Consider the following 22,449-nt stretch of genomic DNA (forward strand, 5'->3'; position numbering starts at 1 on the left):
ACTCAGGGAGGCCCGCATGACCCATCGTTTCGACCCCACTTCGCTCCGAGAATACGACATTCGCGGCGTCGTCGGAAAAACCCTGGGAGAGGATGACGCGCGCGCGATCGGGCGCGGATTCGCCACGCTGTTGCGCCGCGCGGGGGGCACGCGGGTGGCGGTTGGGCGGGACGGGCGCGCATCGTCGCCGGTGCTCGAGGCCGCACTGATCGACGGGCTGACGTCGAGCGGGGTCGACGTCGTCCGCGTGGGGCTCGGCCCGACGCCGATGCTCTATTACGCCGAAGCCACGCTAGAAGTGGATGGCGGCATCCAGATAACCGGCAGCCATAATCCCGCCGATTACAATGGCTTCAAGATGGTGTTTCAGCACCGCCCGTTTTTCGGCGCGGACATCCAGACGCTGGGCCGCATGGCCGCCGACGGCGACTGGGAGGACGGCAGCGGCACCGTCACCGACGTCGACATCATGGACGATTATGTCGGCCGACTGATGGCCGGCTATGCCGGGGGCAGCTACCGGATCGGCTGGGACGCGGGCAACGGCGTGTCCGGCCCGGTGATCGAGCGGCTGGTCAAGCTGCTGCCCGGCGAGCACCACCTGCTCTACACCGATGTCGACGGCAACTTCCCCAACCATCATCCCGATCCCACCGAGGAAAAGAATCTGGCCGATCTGAAGCGGCTGGTCGCGGAAAAGCAGCTCGATTTCGGACTGGCGTTCGACGGCGACGGCGACCGGATCGGCGCGATCGACGGCGAAGGTCGGGTGATCTGGGGCGATCAGCTTCTGTCCATTCTGGCCGAGCCGGTGCTGCGCGAGGTGCCCGGCGCGACGATCATCGCCGATGTGAAGGCCAGCCAGGCACTGTACGACCGCATCGCCGAGCTGGGGGGCAACCCGGTGATGTGGAAGACCGGCCACAGCCTGATCAAGACCAAGATGAAGGAAACCGGCGCGCCGCTGGCGGGCGAGATGAGCGGCCACATCTTTTTCGCGCACGACTATTACGGCTTTGACGATGCGCAATATGCCGCCGTGCGCCTGATCCGCGCCGTCCACATGATCGGCAAGTCGATGACCCAGCTGCGCAGCGAGATGCCCGCGATGGTCAACACGCCCGAGATGCGTTTCCAGGTCGACGAGAGCCGCAAGTTCGCGATCGTCGATGAAGTGCTCGCGCGGCTGAAGGACGAAGGCGCGCAGGTCAACGACACCGACGGCGCCCGGGTCAACACCCCCGACGGCTGGTGGCTGCTGCGCGCGTCCAACACCCAGGATGTGCTGGTCGCGCGCGCGGAATCGCTCGATCAGGCCGGGCTGGACCGGCTGGTGGCGATGATCGACGCGCAACTGGCCGCAAGCGGGGTCGAGCGGGGGCCGCAAGCGGGGCACTGAAAACGATCCCGCGTCGGAGGGGTAGCGCCTCCGGCCGATCGCGCCCACATAGCGGCGATGCCCGCGCCCCAGATCGTCCGTGTCATCGACCTTGAAACCACCGGGGCGGCACCGCCGACCCACGCGGTGTGCGAAATCGGCTGGCAGGACGTGGCGCTCGGGTCGGACGGACGCTGGGGACTGATGGGCGAGGGCGGATCGACGCTGGTCAATCCCGGTCGGCCGATCCCGCCGGTGACGATGGCGGTGCATCACATCCTGGACGAACATGTCGCGGACGCGCCGTGGTGGCACGACGTCGCACGCCCGATCCTCGACCCGTGGCCCCGCCGCGTGGCGCTGGCGGCGCATCGCGCGTCGTTCGAGGCGCAATTCTGCACGCCTGCGCTCACCCACGGCGCGGACTGGATCTGCACCTGGAAATGCGCGCTCAGGCTGTGGCCCGAATCGCCGGGCTTCTCAAACCAGATGCTGCGCTATTGGCGGCGCCCGGAGGGGATGGAGCACGAACGCGGCCTGCCCGCACACCGCGCCTTTCCCGATGCCTATGTCACCGCTTTCCATCTGCGCGACATGCTCAACCTGGCCAGTGTCGAGCAGCTGATCGCCTGGTCGAAGGTGCCGGGGCTGCTGCCGCGCGTGCGCTACGGCCCCTATCGCGGACGCGAATGGAGCGAGATCGACGACGATGCGCTGGCTGCGTTCCTGACCGATCGCGACGAGGATATTCGCTTCACTGCGGAGCATGAACACGCACGCCGCCGGGGCGGCGGCGCGATTGGCCGTGAATCGCGCCAGCAACAGCTCCTATAGGTTACGCTGCGACCGCCAACGGCCGAAAAAAGCGGGCGCCGACACCGTCGACGCCCAGTTCGCCAGTTGCACGCTGGAAGAGGTCAGTATTTGATGCGCTCGGCCTTCACCTTGTAGGGGCTGAGCTTCACCTGGACGCTGTCGGGGCCGGCCAGGTGCCCCGCGCCGACCGCGATGAACACGGTGCCGGGCTTTTCAAGGCGCGTGTTGATCCAGCTTGCCCAGCGTTCGTTGCGGTCGTTCAGAATGGCTTTCGACACTTCAGGCGATTCGCGCAGCGCGTCATTGATGATGGTGCCGAGCGTTTCTGCATCCCCCGCAGCCCATTTGCTGACCAGGTTTTCGGTAAACGTAGCGATTTCGGGCAGCTGCTCGACGGTCGCGTTCAGCAATTCGATCTGCGCCGTTTCCGGCAGCGAGTCGAAGAAGCCGAGCTGTTCGTCGAGCGTTTCGAGGCCAACGACGGGCTTGTTCGCTTGCTTGGCAGCCGCCGAGATGACCATTTCGGCCCCGGCGTTGGGCTGATAGCCGCTCTTCATCGTCGAGACCATCGACAAGGTGGTCGCCGCGAACCATGGGTCGACGCGATCCAGCCCGGCGGCCGGGATTCCCAATGACGCCAGCGCCTTGACGAACGCTTCCCGCTTGTCAGCAGGAATTTTCTCGGTCAGCGACGGGCCCGTCGGGTTCACCGCCCGGGCTGCCACAGCCTGCTGCGCTTCCTGTTCGGTCGGCATGACGAGTTCGAGCACGACCTCGTCGCTCTTGTCGAACGAGGTCTTCACCGCCTCGTCGAACCAGCTCAGCCCCGGCTTCAGCACATGGACGGTGCCGAACAGGTAGATGGTGGTGTCCTCGTCCTTGACCACCCACAGCGCCGGGTCGGCATCGACCGTGGCCGGGGCGGCCGGGGCGGTCGCCGCCGACTGCGCCTGGGGCGCGGGCTGGGCGGCGGAGGGCGGGAAGTAGGCGAGCGTCATCGCCGCGCCGACATAGAGGATTGTCCGCAACATTTTGTTTCTCCAGTCAAAAGAGGTTGGTTTGGGTCAGTTCAGGGTCGAAATTTCTTCCAGCCATAGGCTGCCATCAACACGAAGTAGAGCACTACGAAGATAATTTCATGGCTCGGCTCGGGGACCAGCCCGCCTTTCCAGAGCAGGAACCAGATCGGGTAGCCGACCAGGTAGACGTTGAACGCCATCATCATCGCCCAGCTGTTGTCGCGGCGTTCAAATTCGTCGACGGCCTTGAAATACCGCCACGTCCCGACCGTGCAGGTCAAAAGGAAGACCAGCGACGCGATGATCGCCCATGCTGCCGGAATGCCTTCAAGGAATTCACCGTCCTCGCGTTCGAAATGGGCGCTCAGAAAACCGATGACGAAGCCGCTGGCTGCAAGCGTGCCGATGATGACGAGAATCCGCCGACGCCGCGCCTTCAACGCCGCTTCACCCGCGCCCTTCGGCAGATCGGCGGGATTAGCCATGATCATTTCCTTCCCCGTCATCGAAAATCTCCTCGATCCTGAGATCGAACAATCGGCCGATCTTGAACGCCAGCGGCAGCGAGGGATCGTATTTGCCCGTTTCGATCGCGTTCACCGCCTGGCGCGACACGCCCAGGCGGCCGCCAAGCTCCGCCTGGCTCCAGTCCCGCTCGGCACGCAATACCTTGAGACGGTTTTTCATGAACACTCCGGCGATCCTTCCCGACTGTCACTATCGCATGACGTTATGTCATGCAACACTGACTAAATGACACCGTCATCTGACTATGTCAAGTCTCCATGACCAAAGGTCGCCCGACCATGACATCATGTCAGGGCCGCGTGACGCTAATTGTATCGGATTGCTCCGGTTTTCCGCGCATTTGGTCACTGCGCGGCGGGTCATGCTAGAGAGCGTTCGGTCAGCGATTTTCGCGCAATGATCGGGGAGAAGAGCAAGGTGCCCAGCGAATCGTTCAAGTTCACCGGCGCCGCCGGCCATGCCTTGGCAGCGCGACTCGAACGGCCGATCGGCCCGATTCGCGCGGTCGCGGTGTTCGCGCACTGTTTCACCTGCACGATGCAGAGCCACGCCGCGACCCGCCTGACCGCCGCGCTGGCACGCACCGGAATCGCGACGCTGCGATTCGACTTCACCGGCTTGGGGGGCAGCGACGGCGATTTCGGCAATGCCGGTTTTGCCGCCGACGTCGCCGACATCATCGCGGCGGCCGATCACCTGCGCGCGACGATCGAGGCGCCCTCGATCCTGATCGGCCACAGTCTGGGCGGTGCCGCGGTGCTCGCAGCCGCGGCGGGCGTGCCGGAAGCCAAGGCGGTCGTGACGATCGGCGCGCCGTTCGATGCCGCGCATGTGCTGCATCAGATCGATGGCGACTGGGATCGGATCGAGCGCGAGGGCGAGGGCGACGTCCGCATCGCCAGCCGCCCGTTCAAGGTCAGCCGCAACTTCCTCCACGCGGTCCAGGGCGTGGAGCCGGAGCGGCGCATCGCGGCGCTCGGCCGCGCGCTGCTCGTGCTCCACGCGCCGCGCGACGCGACCGTCGGGATCGAGAATGCGCGTCTCATCTATGACGCGGCCAGGCATCCCAAGAGCTTCGTGTCGCTCGACGACGCCGATCACCTGCTGACGCGGCTGGCCGATGCCGAATATGCCGCCAACCTGATCGCGGCCTGGGTGGCGCGCTATCTGCCGCCGCTCGCCACTCCGGTGCTGGACGAGGGCGCGGTGCGCGTGTCGAACGGTGCGGGCAAGTGGGGCACCCTGATCGAGGCGGGCGCGCATCGCTGGATCGCCGACGAGCCGCGCAAGCTCGCAGGCGAGGACGCGGGGCCGAGCCCCTATGACCTGCTGCTCGCGTCGCTGGGCGCGTGCACGTCGATGACGCTCAAATTCTATGCCGAGCGCGAGGGCATCGCGCTGGACAAGGTGACGGTGATGCTCAGCCATAACCGCAACCACGCGCAGGATTGCGATCATTGCGAGGAGGGCGGGACCCGGATCGAGGCAATCGACCGTACCGTTTCGCTAACCGGCGACCTGAGTGCCGAAGATCGTGCACGGCTGATGGTCATCGCGGACAAATGCCCGGTCCACAAGACATTGACCGGCGACCTGCATATTCACACGCGCGCCGCCGAACCCGGCGAATAGTCGCGAAAGCGAAACGAAATGCATGCACGTTCCGAACAGGTTCAACCGGAGCAGCAGGAGCTCGAGTGATGGCGGTTTTCCGCAACCTCAAAAATCACGGTCAAAAGATCATCAAGTTCAAGCAGGGCAAGGTGCTCGATAACGAGCTGGCATTCTGGGAAAACGTCAATGCTTCCCTGACCGGTGACGGCGCGTTCAATTACGGCAAGGGCGTCTGCGCCGCGATTTCGCTCAGGTTCATCGGCGAACTGCTGGGTAACCGGTTGCTGATGGACTTGGACAACTTTTCCTTCAATCGCGACGAGGGTGTATCATCGAAAAACACGCACAACGAAGGCCTCTACAACGAGGCCGTCCGGTTCCAGTCGGCCTATGTGAAGCGGTTTGAGACGGTGGGAAACCGCGACGCCGTTGCTGAAATGGCGAACCGCATGGGTCTGGAGGTTGCGGTCATGGGCAGGGACCTGATGTCGTTCGATTCAAGCCTGGTCGATTTCGCCACCTATTGGAGTGGCAAGGTCACCGATAGCGTCGCCGCCTATCTCTCCTACAATTTCAAGACCGCGGCGAACGAGCCGGGCTCGCACGCCATCGCGATCGGACGCCGGTTCGGCAAGATCTACATCTTCGATTCAAACATCGGCGGATATCATGTCGTTCCGGCCAATGTTGAGGCGTTCATGACCACCTATGTACAGGCTTACGCGGCCTATTGGACGATCGGCGCGGACGGGTTGTTCGCGCTGCCGTTGAAGAAGACGGCCTGAGCCCAGGCGGCTAGAGCGGTGCGGGCTGACAGCCGAGCAGCGGGTCGAAGCGGACCGAACGGCTGGCGATCAGGGGTACCGACGCGGTGACGGTGCGGGTGCGCGGATTTTCGGCCAGGCGGATCGGCTCCATGCCGGGTTCGAAATCCTTGCGGCAATCGGTCAGGCTGCGATTGCCGATATAGCGGCACGCGCAGGCGACCCGCGCGCCATAGCCGACGCCCAGTGCCAGCTGCGGCTGCATCGCGCGAATGTAAAGCCATAGCCCGACGCCGGTCAGCGCCACCACCGCCAGCGTTCCCCAGATCGCGATGCGCCTTGCCATCATCGCTGCCGAGCCTAGGCTGGCGCGATGCGATTGCAAGCGATCCTCGCGCTGGGCCTGGCGCTCGCGCTGCCGGCGGCATCGGCCGTGTCGCGAGACGCGCCGGCTTCCGCACCGGCCATGTTCGACACGCTGTTCGATCCCACGCTTGCGGAAACCCGCGCGGCGATACTGATCGTCGACGGGCGCGTGGTCGCGCGTCGTTATGCGCCCGGTTATTCGGACGCCAACCGCTTCATCAGCTGGTCGATGGCCAAGACGGTCACGGCGATGCTGATCGGGGAACTGGTCGCCGATGGCCGGCTGAAGCTCGATGCACCCGCACCGATTGCCGAGTGGCGGCGGCCCGGCGATCCGCGCGGCGCGATCACCTTGCGTCACCTGCTCAACATGGCGTCGGGGCTGCGCCACGTCGAAGTCGGCGAACCGATCGAGGCGTCGGACACGAACCAGGTGCTGTTCGTCGGCGGGACGCAGGACATGGCGGCGCGCGCGATCGCCGCCCCGCTCGCCGATCCGCCGGGCAAGCGCTTTCGCTACAGCTCGCTCACCTCGATCATCCTGGCGGAGATCATCACGAGGACGCTGACCGACAGCCGCGATCCCCGCGTGCGCGCAAAGGCCTATCGCGACTTTGCCGAACAGCGGCTGTTCGCACCCGCCGCGATGCGTCGCGTGTTCCTCGAGTTCGACGGTGCCGGCACGCAGGTCGGCGGATCGATCCTGCACATGCCGCTCGACGACTGGGCGCGCTTTGGCCGGCTGCTGCTCGACGGACGCGGTGCCGACGGCCGCCAGGTGATCGCGCCCGAATGGCTGGCGTTCATGAAATCGCCGTCGCCTGCCGATCCCATCTATGGCGGCCAGACCTGGCGCAATGTGGCCGGCGGTGAGGAGACGCTGTTCCCCGGCAAGGGTCCGCCGGGAACGGTCAGCGCAATCGGCCATCTGGGCCAATATGTCGTCGCGGCGTCCGCCCCTGTCGCGCCGGGTGGCCCGGCGCGGACGATTATCCTGGTGCGCCTCGGCAAGACCCAGGACGATCAGCTGCCGCCGGTGCGTGCCCGGCTGGGGGACATCACCGCAGCGGTCTTCGCGCACCAGGGCCCTCTGCCCTGACGTCGGACTGGCTCGATTGAACCCTGTCCCAAGGGTGGATCAGAGCAGGAAGCTGCCCTCGATCACCGACACGCACCCGCCCCCTAACATGACTCGGTCGCCGGCATCGGTACAGGCGATCCGCCCGCCGCGCGTGCTCGCCTGAAAGGCGGTGAATTGCGCGCGACCGAGCCGCTTTGCCCAATAGGGGGTCAGCACCGCATGCGCTGCGCCCGTCACCGGGTCCTCGTCGATCCCGGCACCCGGTGCGAATACCCGGCTCATCACGTCACTGTCGGTGCCCGGTGCGGTGGCGATGACCAGCACGTCGCCATGGGTCGCGAGCGCGCGGAAATCGGGCGTCAGCGCCATTACCTGGTCGGCATGGTCGAAGACGATCAGGCTGTTGCCCGCATCGTGCCACAGCGTGTCGCGGACCGCACCCGCATCGACGCCCAGCGCCGCGACGATGTGCGGCAAGGCGCGCGGGGCGGGCGTCCATGCGGGCAGTGCCATCGCATAGCCATCGCCGTCGCGCCGCACCTCCAGGATGCCGGCCCGGCGGGTCCGGAACCGGACCTGGTCGCGCGCCTGGTCGAGCCCGAGCACGACATGGCCCGACGCGAGCGTCGCATGGCCGCACATGATGACCTCGGTCGTCGGGGTGAACCAGCGCAGCTCGAAATCGGCGTCGCCGTCGCCATCCGGAATATAGAAGGCGGTTTCCGACAGGTTGTTTTCGGCCGCGATCGCCTGAAGCACTGCGTCGTCGAGCCATTGGTCGAGCGGCATGACCGCAGCCGGGTTGCCGGCAAAGGCGCGATCGGCAAATGCGTCGACCTGGAAAAAGCGCAGTCGGGTCATCATGGCTCCTTGGGCAGGCGGGCGAGTTCGTCGGCTTCGATCAGGTCGTTGCCGGGATGATCCACCTGCCCCTCGGGGTCGATATGGATCAGGATCTCGGTATTGGGAAACGCTTCCGACAGCTGGCGCTCCAGCGCCTCGACCACGTCATGCGCCCGGGCGACCGTCATGTCGGGGTCCATCCACATGTGGAACTGCACGAAATCGCGCGCGCCGCTGGTGCGGGTGCGCAGGTCGTGGAGGTTGCGCAGCTCGGGGTGGCGGCTGGCGACCTCGACGAAGCGCCGCCGCTTCTCGTCCGGCCATTCGCGGTCCATCAGCTGGTTGATCGCCGCGACCGATGCGCGCCACGCGCCGAACAACAGCCACAGCCCGATCGCCACGCCGAACATCGGGTCGATGCCACGCCATCCAAGCCCGCGCTCGAGCGTCAGCGCGGCGATGACCGACAGGTTGAGCCACAGGTCGGATTCGTAATGCAGCCGGTCGGTGCCGATCGCGAGTGACCCCGTCGCGGCGACGACCCGGCGCTGATAGCGGGTCAGCAGCAGCGTGACGACGATCGCCACCGCCGACGCGCCGATGCCGATTTCGGCATGCGCGGTCGCCGCGCCGGCCGAAAAGCGCCGCAGTGCCTGAATCAGGATCGCGATCGCCGACGCGGTGATGATCGCGACCTGGAACAGCGCGGCCAGCGCCTCCGCCTTGCCGTGGCCGAAACGGTGGTCGGCATCCGCCGGGCGCGCCGCCATGTGCACGCCGAACAGCGTCACGAGCGAGGCGACGAGGTCGAGCAGCGAATCGGCGAGCGAGCCAAGCATCGCCACCGACCCGGTTTCGATCGCCGCGGCGAGCTTGATCGCGCCAAGCAGGATCGCGGTCGCCACGCTCGCCAGCGCCGCGTTGCGGGTCAGCCGGGCCAGGGCGGCGGCGTCGGTCATGGAAACAGCATCGTCATGCGCCACGCATTGCCGGCATCGCGGGTGAACACGTGGCGCTCGTGCAGGCGATGGTCGCGATCGGTCCAGAATTCGATCCGTTCGGGCGTCAGGACATAGCCGCCCCAGTGCGGCGGGCGGGGCACGTCGCCCCCGGCGAAGCGCGCTTCCACGGCAGCCAACTTCGCCTCGAACGTTTCACGGCGGTCGAGCGTGCGCGATTGGTCTGACGCCCAGGCGCCAAGCCGGGACTCGCGCGGCCGGGTCGCGAAATACGCGTCCGACGTCGCGTCGTCGGCCATTTGCACCGACCCCTCGATGCGCACCTGGCGGCGCAGCGTTTTCCAGTGGAACAGCAGCGCCGCATGTCCCGTCGCCGCGAGCTCGCCCGCCTTGCGGCTCTCGCGATTGGTGTAGAAGACGAAGCCGTCGGGCCCATGCCCCTTCAACAACACCATGCGGACCGAGGGGCGCCCCACGCCGTCGGTCGTCGCCAGTGCCATCGCATTCGGATCATTGGGTTCGCTGGCGCTGGCTTCGGCCAGCCAGGCGTCGAACCGCGCAAGGGGATCGGCATCGTTCATCCGGGCGATCTAGGCCCCCGTCCGAAGGCTGTCGAGACACGTGCCACACCGGCGTTTCGATTTGCATGCGCCGCCGTGCGCAACGCGGTTGCGCTGTCATGGCCTTTGTGGTCACGTCACCCGGCCCGGTCGCCCGGCGGGGCGACACCGGGATTGAAGGCGCCACTCATGGACTGCGATGGCTAGCGCATCGGCGACACCCCCTGAATCAAGCGACAATGCGCGCGCATGGGAACGCGCCTATTGCGCCGCCGATTCGGGCGTGGATGCCCTGTGCGCCGCAACCGGCGCGTCGCGCGCGGCCTGGTCGACGATGATCGAGGAACTGGCCGGCGCGGCGCCCACGCTGGATCAGGCACGCGAGCGGGCGCAGCGCCACGCCGACGATATCGGCACCGGCTACCGCATTCCCGGCGAGCGCGAGGAGCGGCCCTGGCCGCTGTCGCCGGTGCCGCTGATGATCGATCGCGACGATTGGCGGCAGGTCGAAGCCGGCATCGTCGAGCGCGCGGAGCTGATGGAAACCGTGCTGGCCGACCTGTATGGCCCGGCGACGCTGATGGCCGATGGCGCGCTGCCCGCGGCGCTTGCCACCGGCAGCCCCTATTTCCTGCGTGCGATGGCGGGAATGTCGCCGCCGGGCGGCCGCCACCTGCATTTCTACGCCGCCGATCTGGCGCGCGATCCCGATGGCGGCTGGCGCGTGCTGGCCGATCATCTGCGCTCGCCGGCGGGTGCGGGCTATGCGCTGGAAAACCGGCTGGCGATCGCGCGCACGATCAGCGGGCTGCAGCTTCGCCTCAACATCGAGCGTCACGCACCCTTTTTCGCGGCGATGCGCGAGGGGCTGGCCGCGTCGTGCCGTCGCACCGATCCGCGCATCGGGCTGCTGACTCCCGGCCGGTTCAACCCGAGCTATGCCGAACAGGCGCATCTGGCGCGCTATCTCGGCTTCCTCCTGGTCGAAGGTGCCGATCTCGCCGCGATCGACGGCAAGGTCTATGTCCGCACCATTGCCGGGCTGAAGCGCATCGATGCGCTGTGGCGGCGGATCGATCCCCAGTTCCTCGACCCGCTGGTGTTCGATTCCGCCTCGCAGATCGGGGTCGCCGGCCTGGTCGACGCCATGGCGGCGGGCAATGTCGTCATCGCCAATGCCCCCGGCGTCGGCGTGCTCGAGGCACCGGCGTTCATGGCCTTTCTGCCCCAGCTTGCCCGGCGCATGCTTGGCCGCCCGCTCACTCTGCCCAATATCGCGACCTGGTGGTGCGGCGATCCGGCCGCGGCGGATGATATGCTCGCCCATCTTGACGAGCGGTTGATCGGGCCGGCCTTTGGCCCCGCGCCGCTCGGCCTGCCGGGTGCGGAGCCGGTGATGGGCGCATCGCTCGGCCGTTCCGAGCGCGCGGCGCTGGCCGCTGACCTGAAGCGCCGGCCCCAGGATTATGCGGGGCGGGAGGTCGTACGGCTGTCGACGATGCCGGTGGTGATCGAAGGTGCGCTGGCGGCGCGGCCGTTCACGCTGCGGGTCTTCGCTGCGCGCGGTGCCGACGGCCAATGGGTGGTGATGCCCGGCGGTCTGGCGCGGATCGGTACCGGGCCCGACACGCGCGCGGCGGTGATGGGGGAGGGCAGCTGGTCGGCCGATGTCTGCGTCCATGGCCCCGATCCGGTGCCGGCCATCTCGCTATTGCCGACGGCGGGCGCCATCGAGATCCGCCGCAACCCCGGCACGCTGCCCAGCCGGGTCGCCGACAACCTGTTCTGGCTCGGCCGCTATCTGGAGCGTGGCGAGGCATTGCTCGGCGTCATCCGCGTCCTGCTCGGCCATTCGATCAGCGCGGACACCGGTGCCGCACTCGCGGCGGACACCGTCACACGGCTCGTCGACCTGATCCGTGCCGCCGGCGCCGCGCCCGCCCCGCCGACGCGGTCGCGCACCGACCTCGCCGAGTTTGCCGAAGCGGCATTGGACGGGCATCGCGGCTGGTATGGCGTGCGCGCGATCATCGGCCAGGCGCGCACCATCGGATCGGTATCGCGCGAGCGCTTGTCGGCGGACATGATCCGCCTGCTCGACGCGCCCTTTCCCCAGGGCGGCACGCTGCTCGACCGCGCGGGCTCGCTCCAGCGCCGCTACGCCGCGATGGCGGGGCTGGCCGCCGAACACATGGCGCGCACCGATGCGTGGCGTTTCCACGACCTCGGCCGCCGCATCGAGCGCGCGGCGACGATCCTGCGCATCGTTAGCGCATTCATGGCGGAGGACGCGAGCGGCGACGACCTGTCGACGCTCCTCGACCTGGCCGACAGCCAGATCAGCTATCGCCAGCGCTATCTGGGCGCGATCGCGCGCCGTCCCATCCTCGATCTCGTGCTGCTCGATCCCGGCAACCCCCGCAGCCTGGCCTTCCAGACCGCGACGATCCTCGATCATCTCCGCCGGCTGCCCGTCCTGTCCGACCATGGGCTGGCCGAACCGCAACAGGCGCTGGCGGAGGCGTTGCAGGCCGCGGTGCAGATCGCGCGGGTCGAACAGATCGATGCCGGCACGCTCGACGACTGGGCGAACCAGGTCGGGCAGGTCTCGGACGCGATTGCGCGGCGCTATTTCCTGCATGGCGCGGAGCCTCTGCGCGCCGGCGGCCTGACGCTCGCCTGACGCGATGCGTTACGCCATCCGCCATGTGACCCGCTTCGACTATGCCGAGCCGGCGGCGTTCGCGCGCTGCAACCTCCGGCTGCGCCCGATCGCCTGGGACGGTCAGCGCCTGGAACGTCACCATCTGTCGGTCGAGCCGGGCGGCGAGATGACCGCGGCGAGCTTCAATACCGGCCTGGCCAACGTCACCCGGCTGGTGATCACCCAGCCAACCCGGACGCTGACGATCGAAAGCCTGGCCTGCGTCGCGGTCGACCGTGCGGTACCGATGCCGGCGCCCGACGATCCGAGCGTCGCGGCGGTCGCGGCGGCGGCGCGATCGAGCGGCGACATGCGCGCCGCCGGCCCGGCCGCCTATCTCTTCCCCTCGCCCCGCATCCCACTCGACGTCGACATCGCGCAATGGTGCGCCAGCGACCTCGATCCCGATCGCGGCGTCCTTGAGGCCGGCATCGCGCTGGCGCAGCGGATCCAGCGCGAATTCGCGTTCGACCCCACCGCGACGCTCGTCGACACCCCGCCGGCGGAGGCCTTTGCCAAGCGCGGCGGGGTTTGCCAGGATTTCGCCCAGATCATGCTGAGCGGGCTGCGCGCGGCCGGTCTGCCCGCCGCCTATGCCTCGGGCTATATCCGCACGCTGCCGCCGCCGGGACAGCCGCGGCTGGTCGGTGCTGACGCCACCCATGCGTGGGTGCTGATCTGGTGCGGGGCCGAACGCGGCTGGATCGGGGTCGATCCGACCAACGGCATCTGGATGGCGGGCGACCATATCGTCATGGCGGTCGGGCGCGACTATGGCGATGTCGCGCCGATCGACGGCGTCGTGCTGGGGTCGGGCGCGCAGGCGATGCAGGTGTCGGTCGATGTCGAGCCGCTGGCCGACCCGGCCTGATCGGCACCGCCGGAAGGCCCACCGTCTTTAATCGGGCGCCCCCGGCGACTAAGTGCTATGCCGCATCAACGCACCCCTTGGGGGTGCCAGGAACGGTTCGGAGACCAGATGGCTGATCCCTATGCGACGCTTGGCGTGGCGCGCACCGCGAGCGAGGGCGAGATCAAGAAGGCTTATCGCAAGCTCGCCAAGGAGCTGCATCCCGACTACAACAAGGACAATCCCCGGGCTTCGGAGCGGTTTGCCAAGGTCACGCAGGCCTATGACCTGCTGACCGACAAGGACAAGCGCGCCCGTTTCGACCGCGGCGAGATCGACGGCGAGGGCAATCCGACCGCGCCCTATGGCTTCGGTGCGGGGAATGGCGGCGGCTTTCGCCCCGGCGGCGGCCAGTTCGATTTTTCCAGCGAGGGCGGCGACTTCAGCGACATTTTCGAGGGGCTGTTCGGCCAGGGCGGCGGATCGCGCCCCGGCGGCGGTTTCGCCAGCGGTTTCGGCGGCTTCGGACGTCGTGCCCAGCCGAAGGGCGCGAACACCCCCTATCGCCTGGCGGTGCCGTTCGTCGATGCGGCGACGCTCGCGCCCCAGCGCATCACGCTGGGCGACGGCAAGACGATCGACCTCAAGCTCGCGCCCGGCGTCGACAGCGGCACCCAGTTGCGTCTGGCGGGCAAGGGCCAGCCGGGACCGGGCGGGCCGGGCGATGCGATCGTGACGATCGAGGTGCAGCCGCACCGCTACTTCACCCGCGACGGCGACGATGTCCGGCTCGACCTGCCGATCACGCTGGCCGAAGCGGTGCTGGGCGCGCAGGTCCGCGTGCCGACCGTCGAGGGCACCGTGATGCTCACCGTTCCCAAGGGCGCGACGTCGGGCAAGGTGCTGCGCCTGAAGGGCCGCGGCTTTCACAAGAAGGGCGGCGGGCGCGGCGACCAGCTGGTCACGCTGATGATCGACCTGCCGGTCGAGGATGACGCACTGGTCGAATTCGTCCGCGGCTGGCCGGGGCGCGACCGCCATGATCCGCGACGGCGATTGGATCCTTGAGCGCGGGCCGACCGTTTCCCGGTGACAGGCGGCACGAAGGGGGACGACGATGTCCGAAATCTGGTCGGTAACCAAACAGGTGGCGGTCAAGTCGGTCGAGCGCGGCTTCACCCATTCGGGCAACCTCGCCTATCTGTCGCTGCTGACCCTGTTTCCCTTCTTCATCGTCGCCGCCGCGGTCGCCGGCCTGTTCGGGCGCACCGGCGACGGTGAGCGTGCGCTGGTCGCTTTCCTGCGCACCGTGCCGCCCGATGTCGCCGACGTCCTGGCCGGGCCGGTCACCGACGTCATCGCGGCGCGGTCTGGCGCGCTGTTGTGGATCGGCGCGCTGGTCGGGCTGTGGACCACCGCGGGCTTCATCGAAACGATCCGCTCGATCCTGCGCCAGGCCTATGGAACGTCGATGAGCCGGCCGTTTTGGGAGTATCGATTGACCTCGATGGGGCTGATCATCCTCAGCGTCGTCATGGTCCTCGTCGCGTTCGCGCTGCAGGTGATCCTGACTGCGGTCGAGGCGTTCATCGTCCGCGTCCTGCCCTTTGCCCAGGATGCCGCCGATCTCGTCTCGCTGTCGCGGATCGCGCCGGCGGTCGCGCTGTTCGTGGCGATGTATTTCCTGTTCTACAGCCTGACGCCGGGCCGTTACCGTCGGGGATGTCCGAAATGGCCGGGTGCCCTGTTGACGACCCTGTGGTGGCTGGGCACCACCGCGCTGCTGCCGGTCGTGCTGGGGACGCTCGCCAATTACGACCTCACTTACGGCAGCTTGGCCGGGGTGATGATCGCCCTGGTGTTCTTTCAGCTGATCGGGCTGGGCGTGGTGATCGGCGCCGAATTGAACGCGGCGCTGGCGCAACGCAGCGCGACCGGGCTAGAAGGCGCGCCGGACGAAGACGCGAAGAGGGCGACGTGACGGGATTGATGGCGGGAAAGCGCGGGCTGATCATGGGGCTGGCCAATGATCGTTCGCTGGCATGGGGTATCGCGAAGAAACTGGCGGAACAGGGTGCCGAACTGGCGTTCACCTATCAGGGCGAGGCGCTCGAGCGGCGGGTCCGCCCGCTCGCCGAACAGCTGGGCGCCCCGATCCTGATCGATTGCGACGTTTCGGACATGGCCAAGCTGGACGCGACCTTCGCGACGCTGGCCGAACACTGGCCGACGATCGATTTCGTCGTCCATGCCATCGGCTTTTCGGACAAGACCGAGCTGCGCGGACGCTATTACGACACCAGCCTCGACAATTTCCTGATGACGATGAATATCAGCGTCTATTCGTTCACCGCGATCGCGCGGCGCGCGCGCGCGATGATGCCGAACGGCGGCAGCCTGCTGACGCTGACTTACTATGGCTCGGAAAAGGTCGTGCCCCATTACAATGTGATGGGCGTTGCGAAGTCCGCGCTCGACACCTCGGTCAAATATCTCGCCGCCGACCTGGGTCGCGACAATATCCGCGTCAACGCCATCTCGGCCGGGCCGATCAAGACGCTGGCGGCGAGCGGCATCGGCGATTTCCGCTACATCCTCAAATGGAACGAACTGAACGCGCCGATGAAGCGCAATGTCACGATCGAGGATGTCGGCGGCGCGGGACTTTATCTGCTGAGCGACCTGGCGAGCGGCGTGACCGGCGAAATCCACCATGTCGACGCTGGTTACAACGTAATCGGCATGAAGGCGGAGGACGCGCCGGACATCGCGCTCGCCTGATGGGCGCGGTGCTTGCCAAGCTCGGCTTCAAGCCCGGAATGACCGGCTGTGCGATCGGCCGACCGGATGCGCTGGCGGACGTGCTGCCGCTGCCGTCGGGGCCGGCCGACGACGCCGACCTGACCATCGCGTTCGTGACCGGTTCGGCGGACGTCGAGCCGCTCGCGGCGCGGCTCCTGCCCGCGCATCGTCCCGGTGCGCGCTTGTGGTTCGCCTATCCCAAGAAATCGGGTGCGATCCGCAGCGACATGTCGCGCGATACGGGGTGGCAGCCGCTGGCGGCGCGCGATTTTCTTCCCGTCACCCAGGTCGCGATCGACGCCGACTGGTCGGCGCTGCGCTTTCGCCCGCGCGCCGAAATCCCCAGGCTGACCCGCCAGTCGGAGATCGGGGCGCAATGAGCTTCAACAGCTTCGGCCGGGTATTCCGCTTCACCACCTGGGGGGAAAGCCACGGGCCCGCGCTCGGCGTGGTGATCGACGGCTGCCCGCCGGGCATCGCGCTGGGCGAAGCCGATATCCAGCCCTTTCTCGATCGCCGCCGGCCGGGTCAATCGCGCTTTACCACCCAGCGCCGGGAGCCCGATCAGGTCCGCATCCTGTCCGGCGTGTTCGAAGGGCGCACGACCGGCACGCCGATCAGTCTGATGATCGAGAATGTCGACCAGCGTTCAAAGGATTATGGCGACGTCGCCCAGGCCTATCGTCCCGGCCACGCCGACTATGCCTATGACGTCAAATACGGCTTTCGCGATTATCGCGGCGGCGGGCGGTCTTCGGCGCGCGAAACCGCCGCGCGCGTCGCCGCCGGTGCGGTGGCGCGTCTGGTCATCCCCGAGGTGACGCTGACCGCCTGGGTCGAGGCGATCGGCGGCGACACCATCGATGCGACCCGCTTCGACCCCGCGGAGATCGACCGCAATCCGTTCTTCTGCCCCGACCCCGTCGCCGCCGCGCGGTGGGAGGCCCGGATCGACGAGGCGCGCAAGGCGGGCTCGTCGCTGGGCGCGGTGGTCGCGTGCGAAGCGACGGGGGTGCCCGGCGGCTGGGGTGCGCCGCTCTATGCCAAGCTCGACGCCGAGCTTGCCGCCGCGCTCATGTCGATCAACGCGGTCAAGGGGGTCGAGATCGGCGACGGTTTTGCGGCCGCGACGCTGAGCGGCGAGGCCAATGCCGACGCGATACGCCCCGGCGCGGCGGGGCAGCCGGATTTCCTGTCCAACCATGCCGGCGGGATCGCCGGGGGCATTTCGACCGGCCAGCCGATCCGGGTGCGCGCCGCGTTCAAGCCGACCAGCTCGATCCTGACCCCGGTCGAAACCATCACCCGCGCGGGCGACGCGACCGAAATCGTCACGCGCGGCCGCCACGATCCGTGCGTCGGCATCCGCGGCACCCCGGTGGTCGAGGCGATGGTCGCGCTCGTGCTGGCCGACCAGAAGCTGCTCCACCGCGCGCAATGCGGGTGAACAACGCTGGCCGCGCCCGACGGCCAGTCGCGGCGTTCGGGCACTTCGCGGGTCAGCGGCCCCGATCGCGCGGCCAGCGGTTCGCCGCGCTATGGACCTCTGCGGCGTGACGCCCATTGTCCGGATGACCCCTTGGTCATCAGGAGTTTAGTTCATGCGTACCCGTACCCTCGCCAGCCTGCTCATCCTGTGCGGCTCGACCGCCGCGCTTGCCCAGGTGTCCCCGCCCCCCGGCGATCCGGATGCCGGTAACAACACCGTGATCACCAACGATGCGACCGAATCGGATCACGGCATGACGCCCGAAACGACGACGCCGACCGATCCGACGCCGACGGACCCGACCACCGGCAACCCGACGCCCGCCGAGCCGTCGACCGACAACACCACCGACGACGCGGCGCCTTCGCCCGATCCGACGCGCTGAGTCAGGCCGCGCGACGGGATTGCCAACGTCAGGCAATCCCGGCGCGTAGCGTTGCAATCGCCGGTTGCCACGCTGTCGGTGCTTTGCTAGGGGCAGCCGCCTGCCAGCAGCCGGGGAAGCCCGGCCATCAGGATGTGCGGTCGTGGCGGAACTGGTAGACGCGCAACGTTGAGGTCGTTGTGGCCGAAAGGCCGTGGAAGTTCGAGTCTTCTCGACCGCACCATCCTTTACCGGCCTGGCCGGTGATCGCCGCCGCGGCGGCGTCAACCCTCAATCCGAAGCGCCATCGCGCGAAGGCGTTTCGACCGGCGTCGCGCGCGCCTGCGCCTTGCGGCGGCGCAGGTTTTCGCGCAGCGCCCGGGCCAGCCTTTCCTTGCGCGTCTGGTCGTCGTTCGTCATCGGCCCTTGCTATCGCAGGCGGGCGCGCCTTGACAATCGGCCCGTCACCTGCACATAGGCCGCTCCCCGCCAAGCGGGGCGTCCCGAACGGGCGAGTGCTGCCGTAGCTCAGTGGTAGAGCGCATCCTTGGTAAGGCTGAGGTCGTGAGTTCAATCCTCACCGGCAGCACCATTTTCGTTCCGCGTCATTCCCACCAATAGGGCAGGCGCTTCGCGGTGCCGGTGGCGACTTCGTTCATTGTCACCGGATCGTACATCCGCCCGCCCAGCATGACGCGATGGACCTTGTCCGAATTGCGGATGTCCTGGGTCGGATCGGCGTCGAGCACGACCAGGTCGGCGAGCTTGCCCGCCTCGATCGAGCCGATGTCGCGGGCCATGCCCAGCGACTTCGCCGCGGTGATCGTGCCCGCGGCAAGCGCCTGCACAGGGGTCATCCCGCCGCGCACGAACGACCAGAGTTCCCAATGGGTGCCGATCCCGGCCTGTTGCCCGTGCGCGCCGATCGACACCGGCACGCCGCGCGCGGCAAGCTTCGCGGCTTCGCGGGCATTGTCGTCATCGACGAAATTGCTGTCAGGCGCCTTGGTCACGCGCGCGCCTTCGGCGAGCAGCTGGGCGGGCGGGGTATGCGCCTTGAGCAGCGGATGTTCGTAGATGTTGGTCGCCTGGCGCCAATAGGGGTCGCCGGCCAGCCCGCCATAGCTGACCACCAGCGTCGGCGTGTAGTAAGTCTGTGAGGCGGCGAAGAAGTCGACGACGTCCTTGTAGAAATATTCGAGCGGGACGTTGTGCTCGAGCGTCGAATTGCCGTCGGCGATCAGGTTCATGTCCATGCCGAACAGCGATCCGCCCTCGGCCACCACCTGCATCCCCTCCGCACGCGCGGCGGCGACGACCTGCTGGCGCTGTTCGCGGCGCGGCTGGTTGTAGTTCTTGACCGAATGCGCGCCCTGCGCCTTCAGCCGGCGCAGATGCGCGAGCGCGTCGTCATAGCTGTTGATCTCCGCATAGACATCGGCCGCCTTGGCCCCATAGATGATCTCGCCGGTCGAAAAGATGCGCGGGCCGAGCAGCGTGCCGGCACGCTGGCGCTCCTGGGCCACGAAGATGTGGCTGGCCTGGCTCGACGGGTCGTGGATCGTCGTGGTGCCGAGCGCAAGGTTCTGGACCAGCGACCAGTTCTGTTGCGGGACCAGATCGTCGTCGCCCTGTGGCCCGTGCGCATGCGCGTCGACGAAGCCGGGCACGATCGTCTTGCCGGCCAAGTCGATCGTGGTCGCGCCGGCGGGTAGCGTCATCGCGGCGAGCTGGCCGACCGCGACGATGCGGTCGCCCTCGATCACGATCGCGCCGTCGTCGATGATCCCGCCATCCGCCGCCGACATCGTCACGATGCGCGCATTGGTGAGCACCACCGTCCCGCGCGGCTTGGCGGCGTCGACCGGCATCGACAGGTCGACGCCCGTCGTCGGCGGGGTGAAGCGTGGCGCGTCCTTGGCCGGCGGGGCGGCGGGGAACAAGGCGGTGCGGTCGACGCCGAGCAGCATCGGCCCCATGCTCCAGTGGAGCCGCGCGCCATTGCCCGACCAGTTGAGATAATCCGCACCGCCCGAGCTGACCCGGGTCACCGGCAGGCCGTCGGCCTTGGGCGCGACCGCCACGGCCTGGCCACCGGGCATCAGCGGCATGACAAAGGCTTCGTAATTCTGGCGGAACGCCACCGACTGGCCGTCGGGCGACACGACGAAGTCGCTCGCGAGCTCGCCGGTCGCGTGGGTGCGCCGCGCCTGGCCCGAAAGGTCGGCGGAGACGAGCTGGAGCTTGCCGTCCTTGCGCTCGACCCAGAACAGCCGGTCGTTGGCGCTCCCGAATTGCGGCCGGGTGCCTTCGCTGGCGACGAGCGCCGGGGTGCCGCCGCTGACGCCGACGCGATAGATGCCGGCATTTTCCGACCATCCGGGCGACGTCAGCCCGCCGCCTTCACCCCGTTCGAACACGATGGTGCGGCCGTCAGGCGAAAAGGCCGGGCGGCGATAATGGCCGGGCTGGCTGGTGATGGTGCGCGGGGCGCCGCCGCCTGCCGGGACGATGCGCACGCTGCCCAGCTTCGCGTCGGTCCAGCCGACGAATACGATCGACTTGCCGTCGCGCGACCATGCGGGAAACAGTTCCAGTTCGTCGCCGCCGCGGGTCAGCCGCCTGGCCGTGCCGCCGGCGGTCGGCTTCACCCACAATTTGCCGAGCGATTCGAACACCACCTGTGCGCCGTCGGGCGACACGCTGGCGAAACGCACCATGCGGGTTGCGAAGCGATCCGGCGCGACGGTGATTTGCGGGTGCGGCGCGTCGGCGACGGCGCGGGTGTCGTTGACCCGGAAGGGGATGACCGCCGCCTTCGATCCGTCCGCGTCGACGCGGTTGATCTTGCCCTTGGCCCAGAACAGCAGCGACTTGCCGTCGGGCGTCCACGCCATGTTGGGATAGACGCCGGTGACCGCCCAGGTTTCCTGCACGTCCTGGTCGAGCAGGTCGGAAACCTTGCGCTCCGCGCCCGAGACCAGGTCCTTGATGTAGAGCTTGGACCGCGTCGCCTCGCGCCGGACGAATGCCAGCTTGGTCCCGTCGGGCGACGGCGTCGGCCGCACCGATCCGCCCAGCCCCGCGACCGCGGTCGTCGTCTCGCCGCTCGCCAGGTCATAGCGTTCGATATGGAACAGGTCGGTGTTCGAATCCTGCGCATATTCAAAGATCGGGCCCGGCGTCACATTGCGGGTGAAGAACACCGATTTGCCGTCGCGCGCATAGACGGGCTCGCCCAGTTCCTTCTGGTGCTGCTCGTTCGGCCGCTTGACCAGCTGGACCCCGCCGCCGCCCGACACATGGTAGAGCCAGACCTCGCCCGTGCCGAGCGAACGACCGGTGGTGAAGTGCTTCTTGGCGACGATGAACTGGCCGTCGGGCGACCAGCTCGGCTGGTTCAAGAGGCGGAAATCCTCCTTCGTCACCTGGCGCTTGTCGCTGCCGTCGACGTTCATCACCCAGATATTGTCGCCGCCGCCCCGGTCGGAGGTGAACGCGATGCGCCGCCCGTCGGGCGAGAAGCGCGGCTGCACTTCCCACGCCAGCCCGTCGGCGATCCGCGTCGCCGCGCCGCCGGCGATCGGCATGGTGTAGATGTCGCCCAGCAGCGTGAACGCGACCGTCCGTCCGTCCGGGCTGACGTCCAGGTCCATCCAGCTGCCCTCGTCGGTGTTGATCGGCACCTGGCGCAGCGTCGCCCCCGTGGGGGCGTTGACGTCCCATTTCGGCTTGTCTTCCTGGGCATTCGCGGCGGGGGCGGCGAGCGCGAGGGTTAGCGCGAGCGCGCTGACGGTGGTGCGGATCATGGGGGTGCTCCCTGGGACGACGTGGCTTGTGCCGGAAGCTATCGGTCGGCGAGCGAAGTGCAAGCGTTGATCGCCGCGACCGGGCGGCGGACGCGCCCGGCCTGGTCATCGCCTTCGTCGCGTCGTGCGGATGAAGGCTGGATTTGCGGATGCCTAATTCGTCCTGCCTTGAGAACGACTTGCCGCGGCAAGAAACGAATAGCGCAATTATAGAAAAATCGCTTGATACGATGTATAGACCCAGTAATAGATGAGGATAGATTAGACGGGCCACCATAAAAAGAGAGGGGCTCGCAATCATATGTTTAACAATACTGTCATCACATTTGACGATATCGTGCTCGGTTCGGGACAGGAGGCCCGGATCGGCGACGGTTACGCTGGCTTCAATTGGTCGCAGACCGCGATCCTGTCCGTTGATGGGACATTGCCGGGCTATACCGCGACATCGGGGTCGAACATCGCGTTCATCGCGGAAGCGGGCGGCACGGAAATCGCCGGCT

General features: G+C 67.6%; 23 protein-coding genes and 2 tRNA genes. 16 read left to right on the forward strand and 9 right to left on the reverse strand.

The window, feature by feature from the left end; genetic code table 11:
* Positions 1-16: 16 nt before the first annotated feature.
* Together pgmG and AX709_RS10325 are read left to right on the forward strand one after the other, a co-directional pair.
* Positions 17-1,399 carry a phosphoglucomutase/phosphomannomutase PgmG gene (gene pgmG, locus AX709_RS10320; RefSeq protein WP_066483460.1) on the forward strand — a complete coding sequence of 461 codons (1,383 nt, stop codon included), beginning with the start codon at positions 17-19 and terminating at the stop codon, positions 1,397-1,399.
* A 57-nt stretch (positions 1,400-1,456) separates the two neighbouring features.
* A complete protein-coding gene (locus tag AX709_RS10325; protein ID WP_066549262.1) occupies positions 1,457-2,212 on the forward strand; it encodes an exonuclease domain-containing protein in 756 nt (251 codons plus the stop codon).
* A gap of 83 nt (positions 2,213-2,295) precedes the next feature.
* On the opposite strand, the gene AX709_RS10330 is transcribed toward AX709_RS10325, so the two are convergent.
* From AX709_RS10330 to AX709_RS10340, 3 genes are read right to left on the reverse strand one after another with little or no spacing between them, the layout of a single operon-like run.
* The gene (locus AX709_RS10330; RefSeq protein ID WP_156454246.1) at positions 2,296-3,225 is read right to left on the reverse strand and encodes a TraB/GumN family protein; all 930 of its coding nucleotides are present in this window, start codon (positions 3,223-3,225) and stop codon (positions 2,296-2,298) included.
* 38 nt (positions 3,226-3,263) lie between these two features.
* Complete coding sequence (locus AX709_RS10335) at positions 3,264-3,698, reverse strand: hypothetical protein (protein WP_066549263.1); 435 nt, start codon at positions 3,696-3,698, stop codon at positions 3,264-3,266.
* On the reverse strand, positions 3,691-3,900 hold the full coding sequence (locus AX709_RS10340) for a helix-turn-helix transcriptional regulator (RefSeq protein ID WP_066483466.1): 210 nt from the start codon (positions 3,898-3,900) through the stop codon (positions 3,691-3,693). Before AX709_RS10340 ends, AX709_RS10335 begins: the two co-directional genes overlap by 8 nt.
* A 237-nt stretch (positions 3,901-4,137) precedes the next feature.
* Between AX709_RS10340 and AX709_RS10345 the strand changes: the two genes are divergently transcribed.
* On the forward strand, positions 4,138-5,373 hold the full coding sequence (locus tag AX709_RS10345; RefSeq protein ID WP_066483469.1) for a bifunctional alpha/beta hydrolase/OsmC family protein: 1,236 nt from the start codon (positions 4,138-4,140) through the stop codon (positions 5,371-5,373).
* A gap of 68 nt (positions 5,374-5,441) precedes the next feature.
* A complete protein-coding gene (locus tag AX709_RS10350) occupies positions 5,442-6,140 on the forward strand; it encodes a hypothetical protein (RefSeq protein WP_066483471.1) in 699 nt (232 codons plus the stop codon).
* 10 nt (positions 6,141-6,150) lie between these two features.
* Here the strand turns inward: AX709_RS10350 and AX709_RS10355 are convergent, their stop codons facing one another.
* Positions 6,151-6,468 carry a hypothetical protein gene (locus AX709_RS10355; RefSeq protein ID WP_066483473.1) on the reverse strand — a complete coding sequence of 106 codons (318 nt, stop codon included), beginning with the start codon at positions 6,466-6,468 and terminating at the stop codon, positions 6,151-6,153.
* Positions 6,469-6,492: 24 nt separating this feature from the next.
* Between AX709_RS10355 and AX709_RS10360 the strand changes: the two genes are divergently transcribed.
* Positions 6,493-7,584 (forward strand): serine hydrolase domain-containing protein, encoded by a 1,092-nt coding sequence (locus AX709_RS10360; protein ID WP_066549264.1) that lies wholly within the window; start codon positions 6,493-6,495, stop codon positions 7,582-7,584.
* Between the two features lie 39 nt (positions 7,585-7,623).
* On the opposite strand, the gene AX709_RS10365 is transcribed toward AX709_RS10360, so the two are convergent.
* The 3 genes from AX709_RS10365 to pdxH are packed head-to-tail and all read right to left on the reverse strand — an operon-like array spanning position 7,624 to position 9,949.
* Complete coding sequence (locus AX709_RS10365; RefSeq protein WP_066549272.1) at positions 7,624-8,427, reverse strand: PhzF family phenazine biosynthesis protein; 804 nt, start codon at positions 8,425-8,427, stop codon at positions 7,624-7,626.
* Positions 8,427-9,368, reverse strand: coding sequence for a cation diffusion facilitator family transporter (locus AX709_RS10370; RefSeq protein ID WP_066483475.1), 942 nt, complete (start codon positions 9,366-9,368; stop codon positions 8,427-8,429). Before AX709_RS10370 ends, AX709_RS10365 begins: the two co-directional genes overlap by 1 nt.
* The gene (pdxH, locus tag AX709_RS10375) at positions 9,365-9,949 is read right to left on the reverse strand and encodes a pyridoxamine 5'-phosphate oxidase (RefSeq protein ID WP_066483478.1); all 585 of its coding nucleotides are present in this window, start codon (positions 9,947-9,949) and stop codon (positions 9,365-9,367) included. Before pdxH ends, AX709_RS10370 begins: the two co-directional genes overlap by 4 nt.
* A gap of 178 nt (positions 9,950-10,127) precedes the next feature.
* Between pdxH and AX709_RS10380 the strand changes: the two genes are divergently transcribed.
* The 9 genes from AX709_RS10380 to AX709_RS10420 all read left to right on the forward strand — a co-directional run bounded on the left by AX709_RS10380 (position 10,128) and on the right by AX709_RS10420 (position 18,381).
* Positions 10,128-12,611 carry a circularly permuted type 2 ATP-grasp protein gene (locus tag AX709_RS10380; RefSeq protein WP_066483479.1) on the forward strand — a complete coding sequence of 828 codons (2,484 nt, stop codon included), beginning with the start codon at positions 10,128-10,130 and terminating at the stop codon, positions 12,609-12,611.
* Positions 12,612-12,615: 4 nt separating this feature from the next.
* A complete protein-coding gene (locus AX709_RS10385) occupies positions 12,616-13,503 on the forward strand; it encodes a transglutaminase family protein (RefSeq protein WP_066483480.1) in 888 nt (295 codons plus the stop codon).
* A 108-nt stretch (positions 13,504-13,611) separates the two neighbouring features.
* Positions 13,612-14,550, forward strand: a complete 939-nt coding sequence (locus tag AX709_RS10390; RefSeq protein WP_066549265.1) for a DnaJ C-terminal domain-containing protein — start codon at positions 13,612-13,614, stop codon at positions 14,548-14,550.
* Positions 14,551-14,599: 49 nt separating this feature from the next.
* A complete protein-coding gene (locus AX709_RS10395) occupies positions 14,600-15,463 on the forward strand; it encodes a YihY/virulence factor BrkB family protein (protein WP_066483484.1) in 864 nt (287 codons plus the stop codon).
* Positions 15,460-16,263 (forward strand): enoyl-ACP reductase FabI, encoded by an 804-nt coding sequence (gene fabI, locus AX709_RS10400; RefSeq protein ID WP_066483485.1) that lies wholly within the window; start codon positions 15,460-15,462, stop codon positions 16,261-16,263. The genes AX709_RS10395 and fabI overlap by 4 nt, the downstream gene beginning before the upstream one ends.
* Positions 16,263-16,664: a hypothetical protein gene (locus AX709_RS10405; RefSeq protein ID WP_066483486.1), complete on the forward strand. Its 402-nt coding sequence runs from the start codon at positions 16,263-16,265 to the stop codon at positions 16,662-16,664. Before fabI ends, AX709_RS10405 begins: the two co-directional genes overlap by 1 nt.
* Positions 16,661-17,731: a chorismate synthase gene (gene aroC, locus AX709_RS10410; protein WP_066549266.1), complete on the forward strand. Its 1,071-nt coding sequence runs from the start codon at positions 16,661-16,663 to the stop codon at positions 17,729-17,731. Before AX709_RS10405 ends, aroC begins: the two co-directional genes overlap by 4 nt.
* Positions 17,732-17,885: 154 nt before the next feature.
* Entirely contained in the window at positions 17,886-18,158 is a 273-nt protein-coding gene (locus AX709_RS10415; RefSeq protein ID WP_066549267.1) for a hypothetical protein, read from the forward strand.
* 136 nt (positions 18,159-18,294) lie between these two features.
* Positions 18,295-18,381, forward strand: a tRNA-Leu gene (locus tag AX709_RS10420).
* A 47-nt stretch (positions 18,382-18,428) separates the two neighbouring features.
* Here the strand turns inward: AX709_RS10420 and AX709_RS19315 are convergent.
* Positions 18,429-18,557 carry a hypothetical protein gene (locus AX709_RS19315; protein WP_269450300.1) on the reverse strand — a complete coding sequence of 43 codons (129 nt, stop codon included), beginning with the start codon at positions 18,555-18,557 and terminating at the stop codon, positions 18,429-18,431.
* A 97-nt stretch (positions 18,558-18,654) separates the two neighbouring features.
* Here AX709_RS19315 and AX709_RS10425 point away from each other — a divergent pair.
* Positions 18,655-18,729, forward strand: a tRNA-Thr gene (locus AX709_RS10425).
* Between the two features lie 13 nt (positions 18,730-18,742).
* Here AX709_RS10425 and AX709_RS10430 read toward each other — a convergent pair.
* Complete coding sequence (locus AX709_RS10430; protein ID WP_066549268.1) at positions 18,743-21,946, reverse strand: amidohydrolase family protein; 3,204 nt, start codon at positions 21,944-21,946, stop codon at positions 18,743-18,745.
* Between the two features lie 301 nt (positions 21,947-22,247).
* Here AX709_RS10430 and AX709_RS10435 point away from each other — a divergent pair.
* Positions 22,248-22,449 (forward strand): hypothetical protein (locus AX709_RS10435; RefSeq protein WP_156454247.1); only part of this gene is annotated, 202 nt, incomplete at its 3' end.

It is taken from the genome of Sphingomonas sp. CCH15-F11 (genome assembly GCF_001557005.1).
Classification (GTDB): Bacteria; Pseudomonadota; Alphaproteobacteria; order Sphingomonadales; family Sphingomonadaceae; genus Sphingomonas.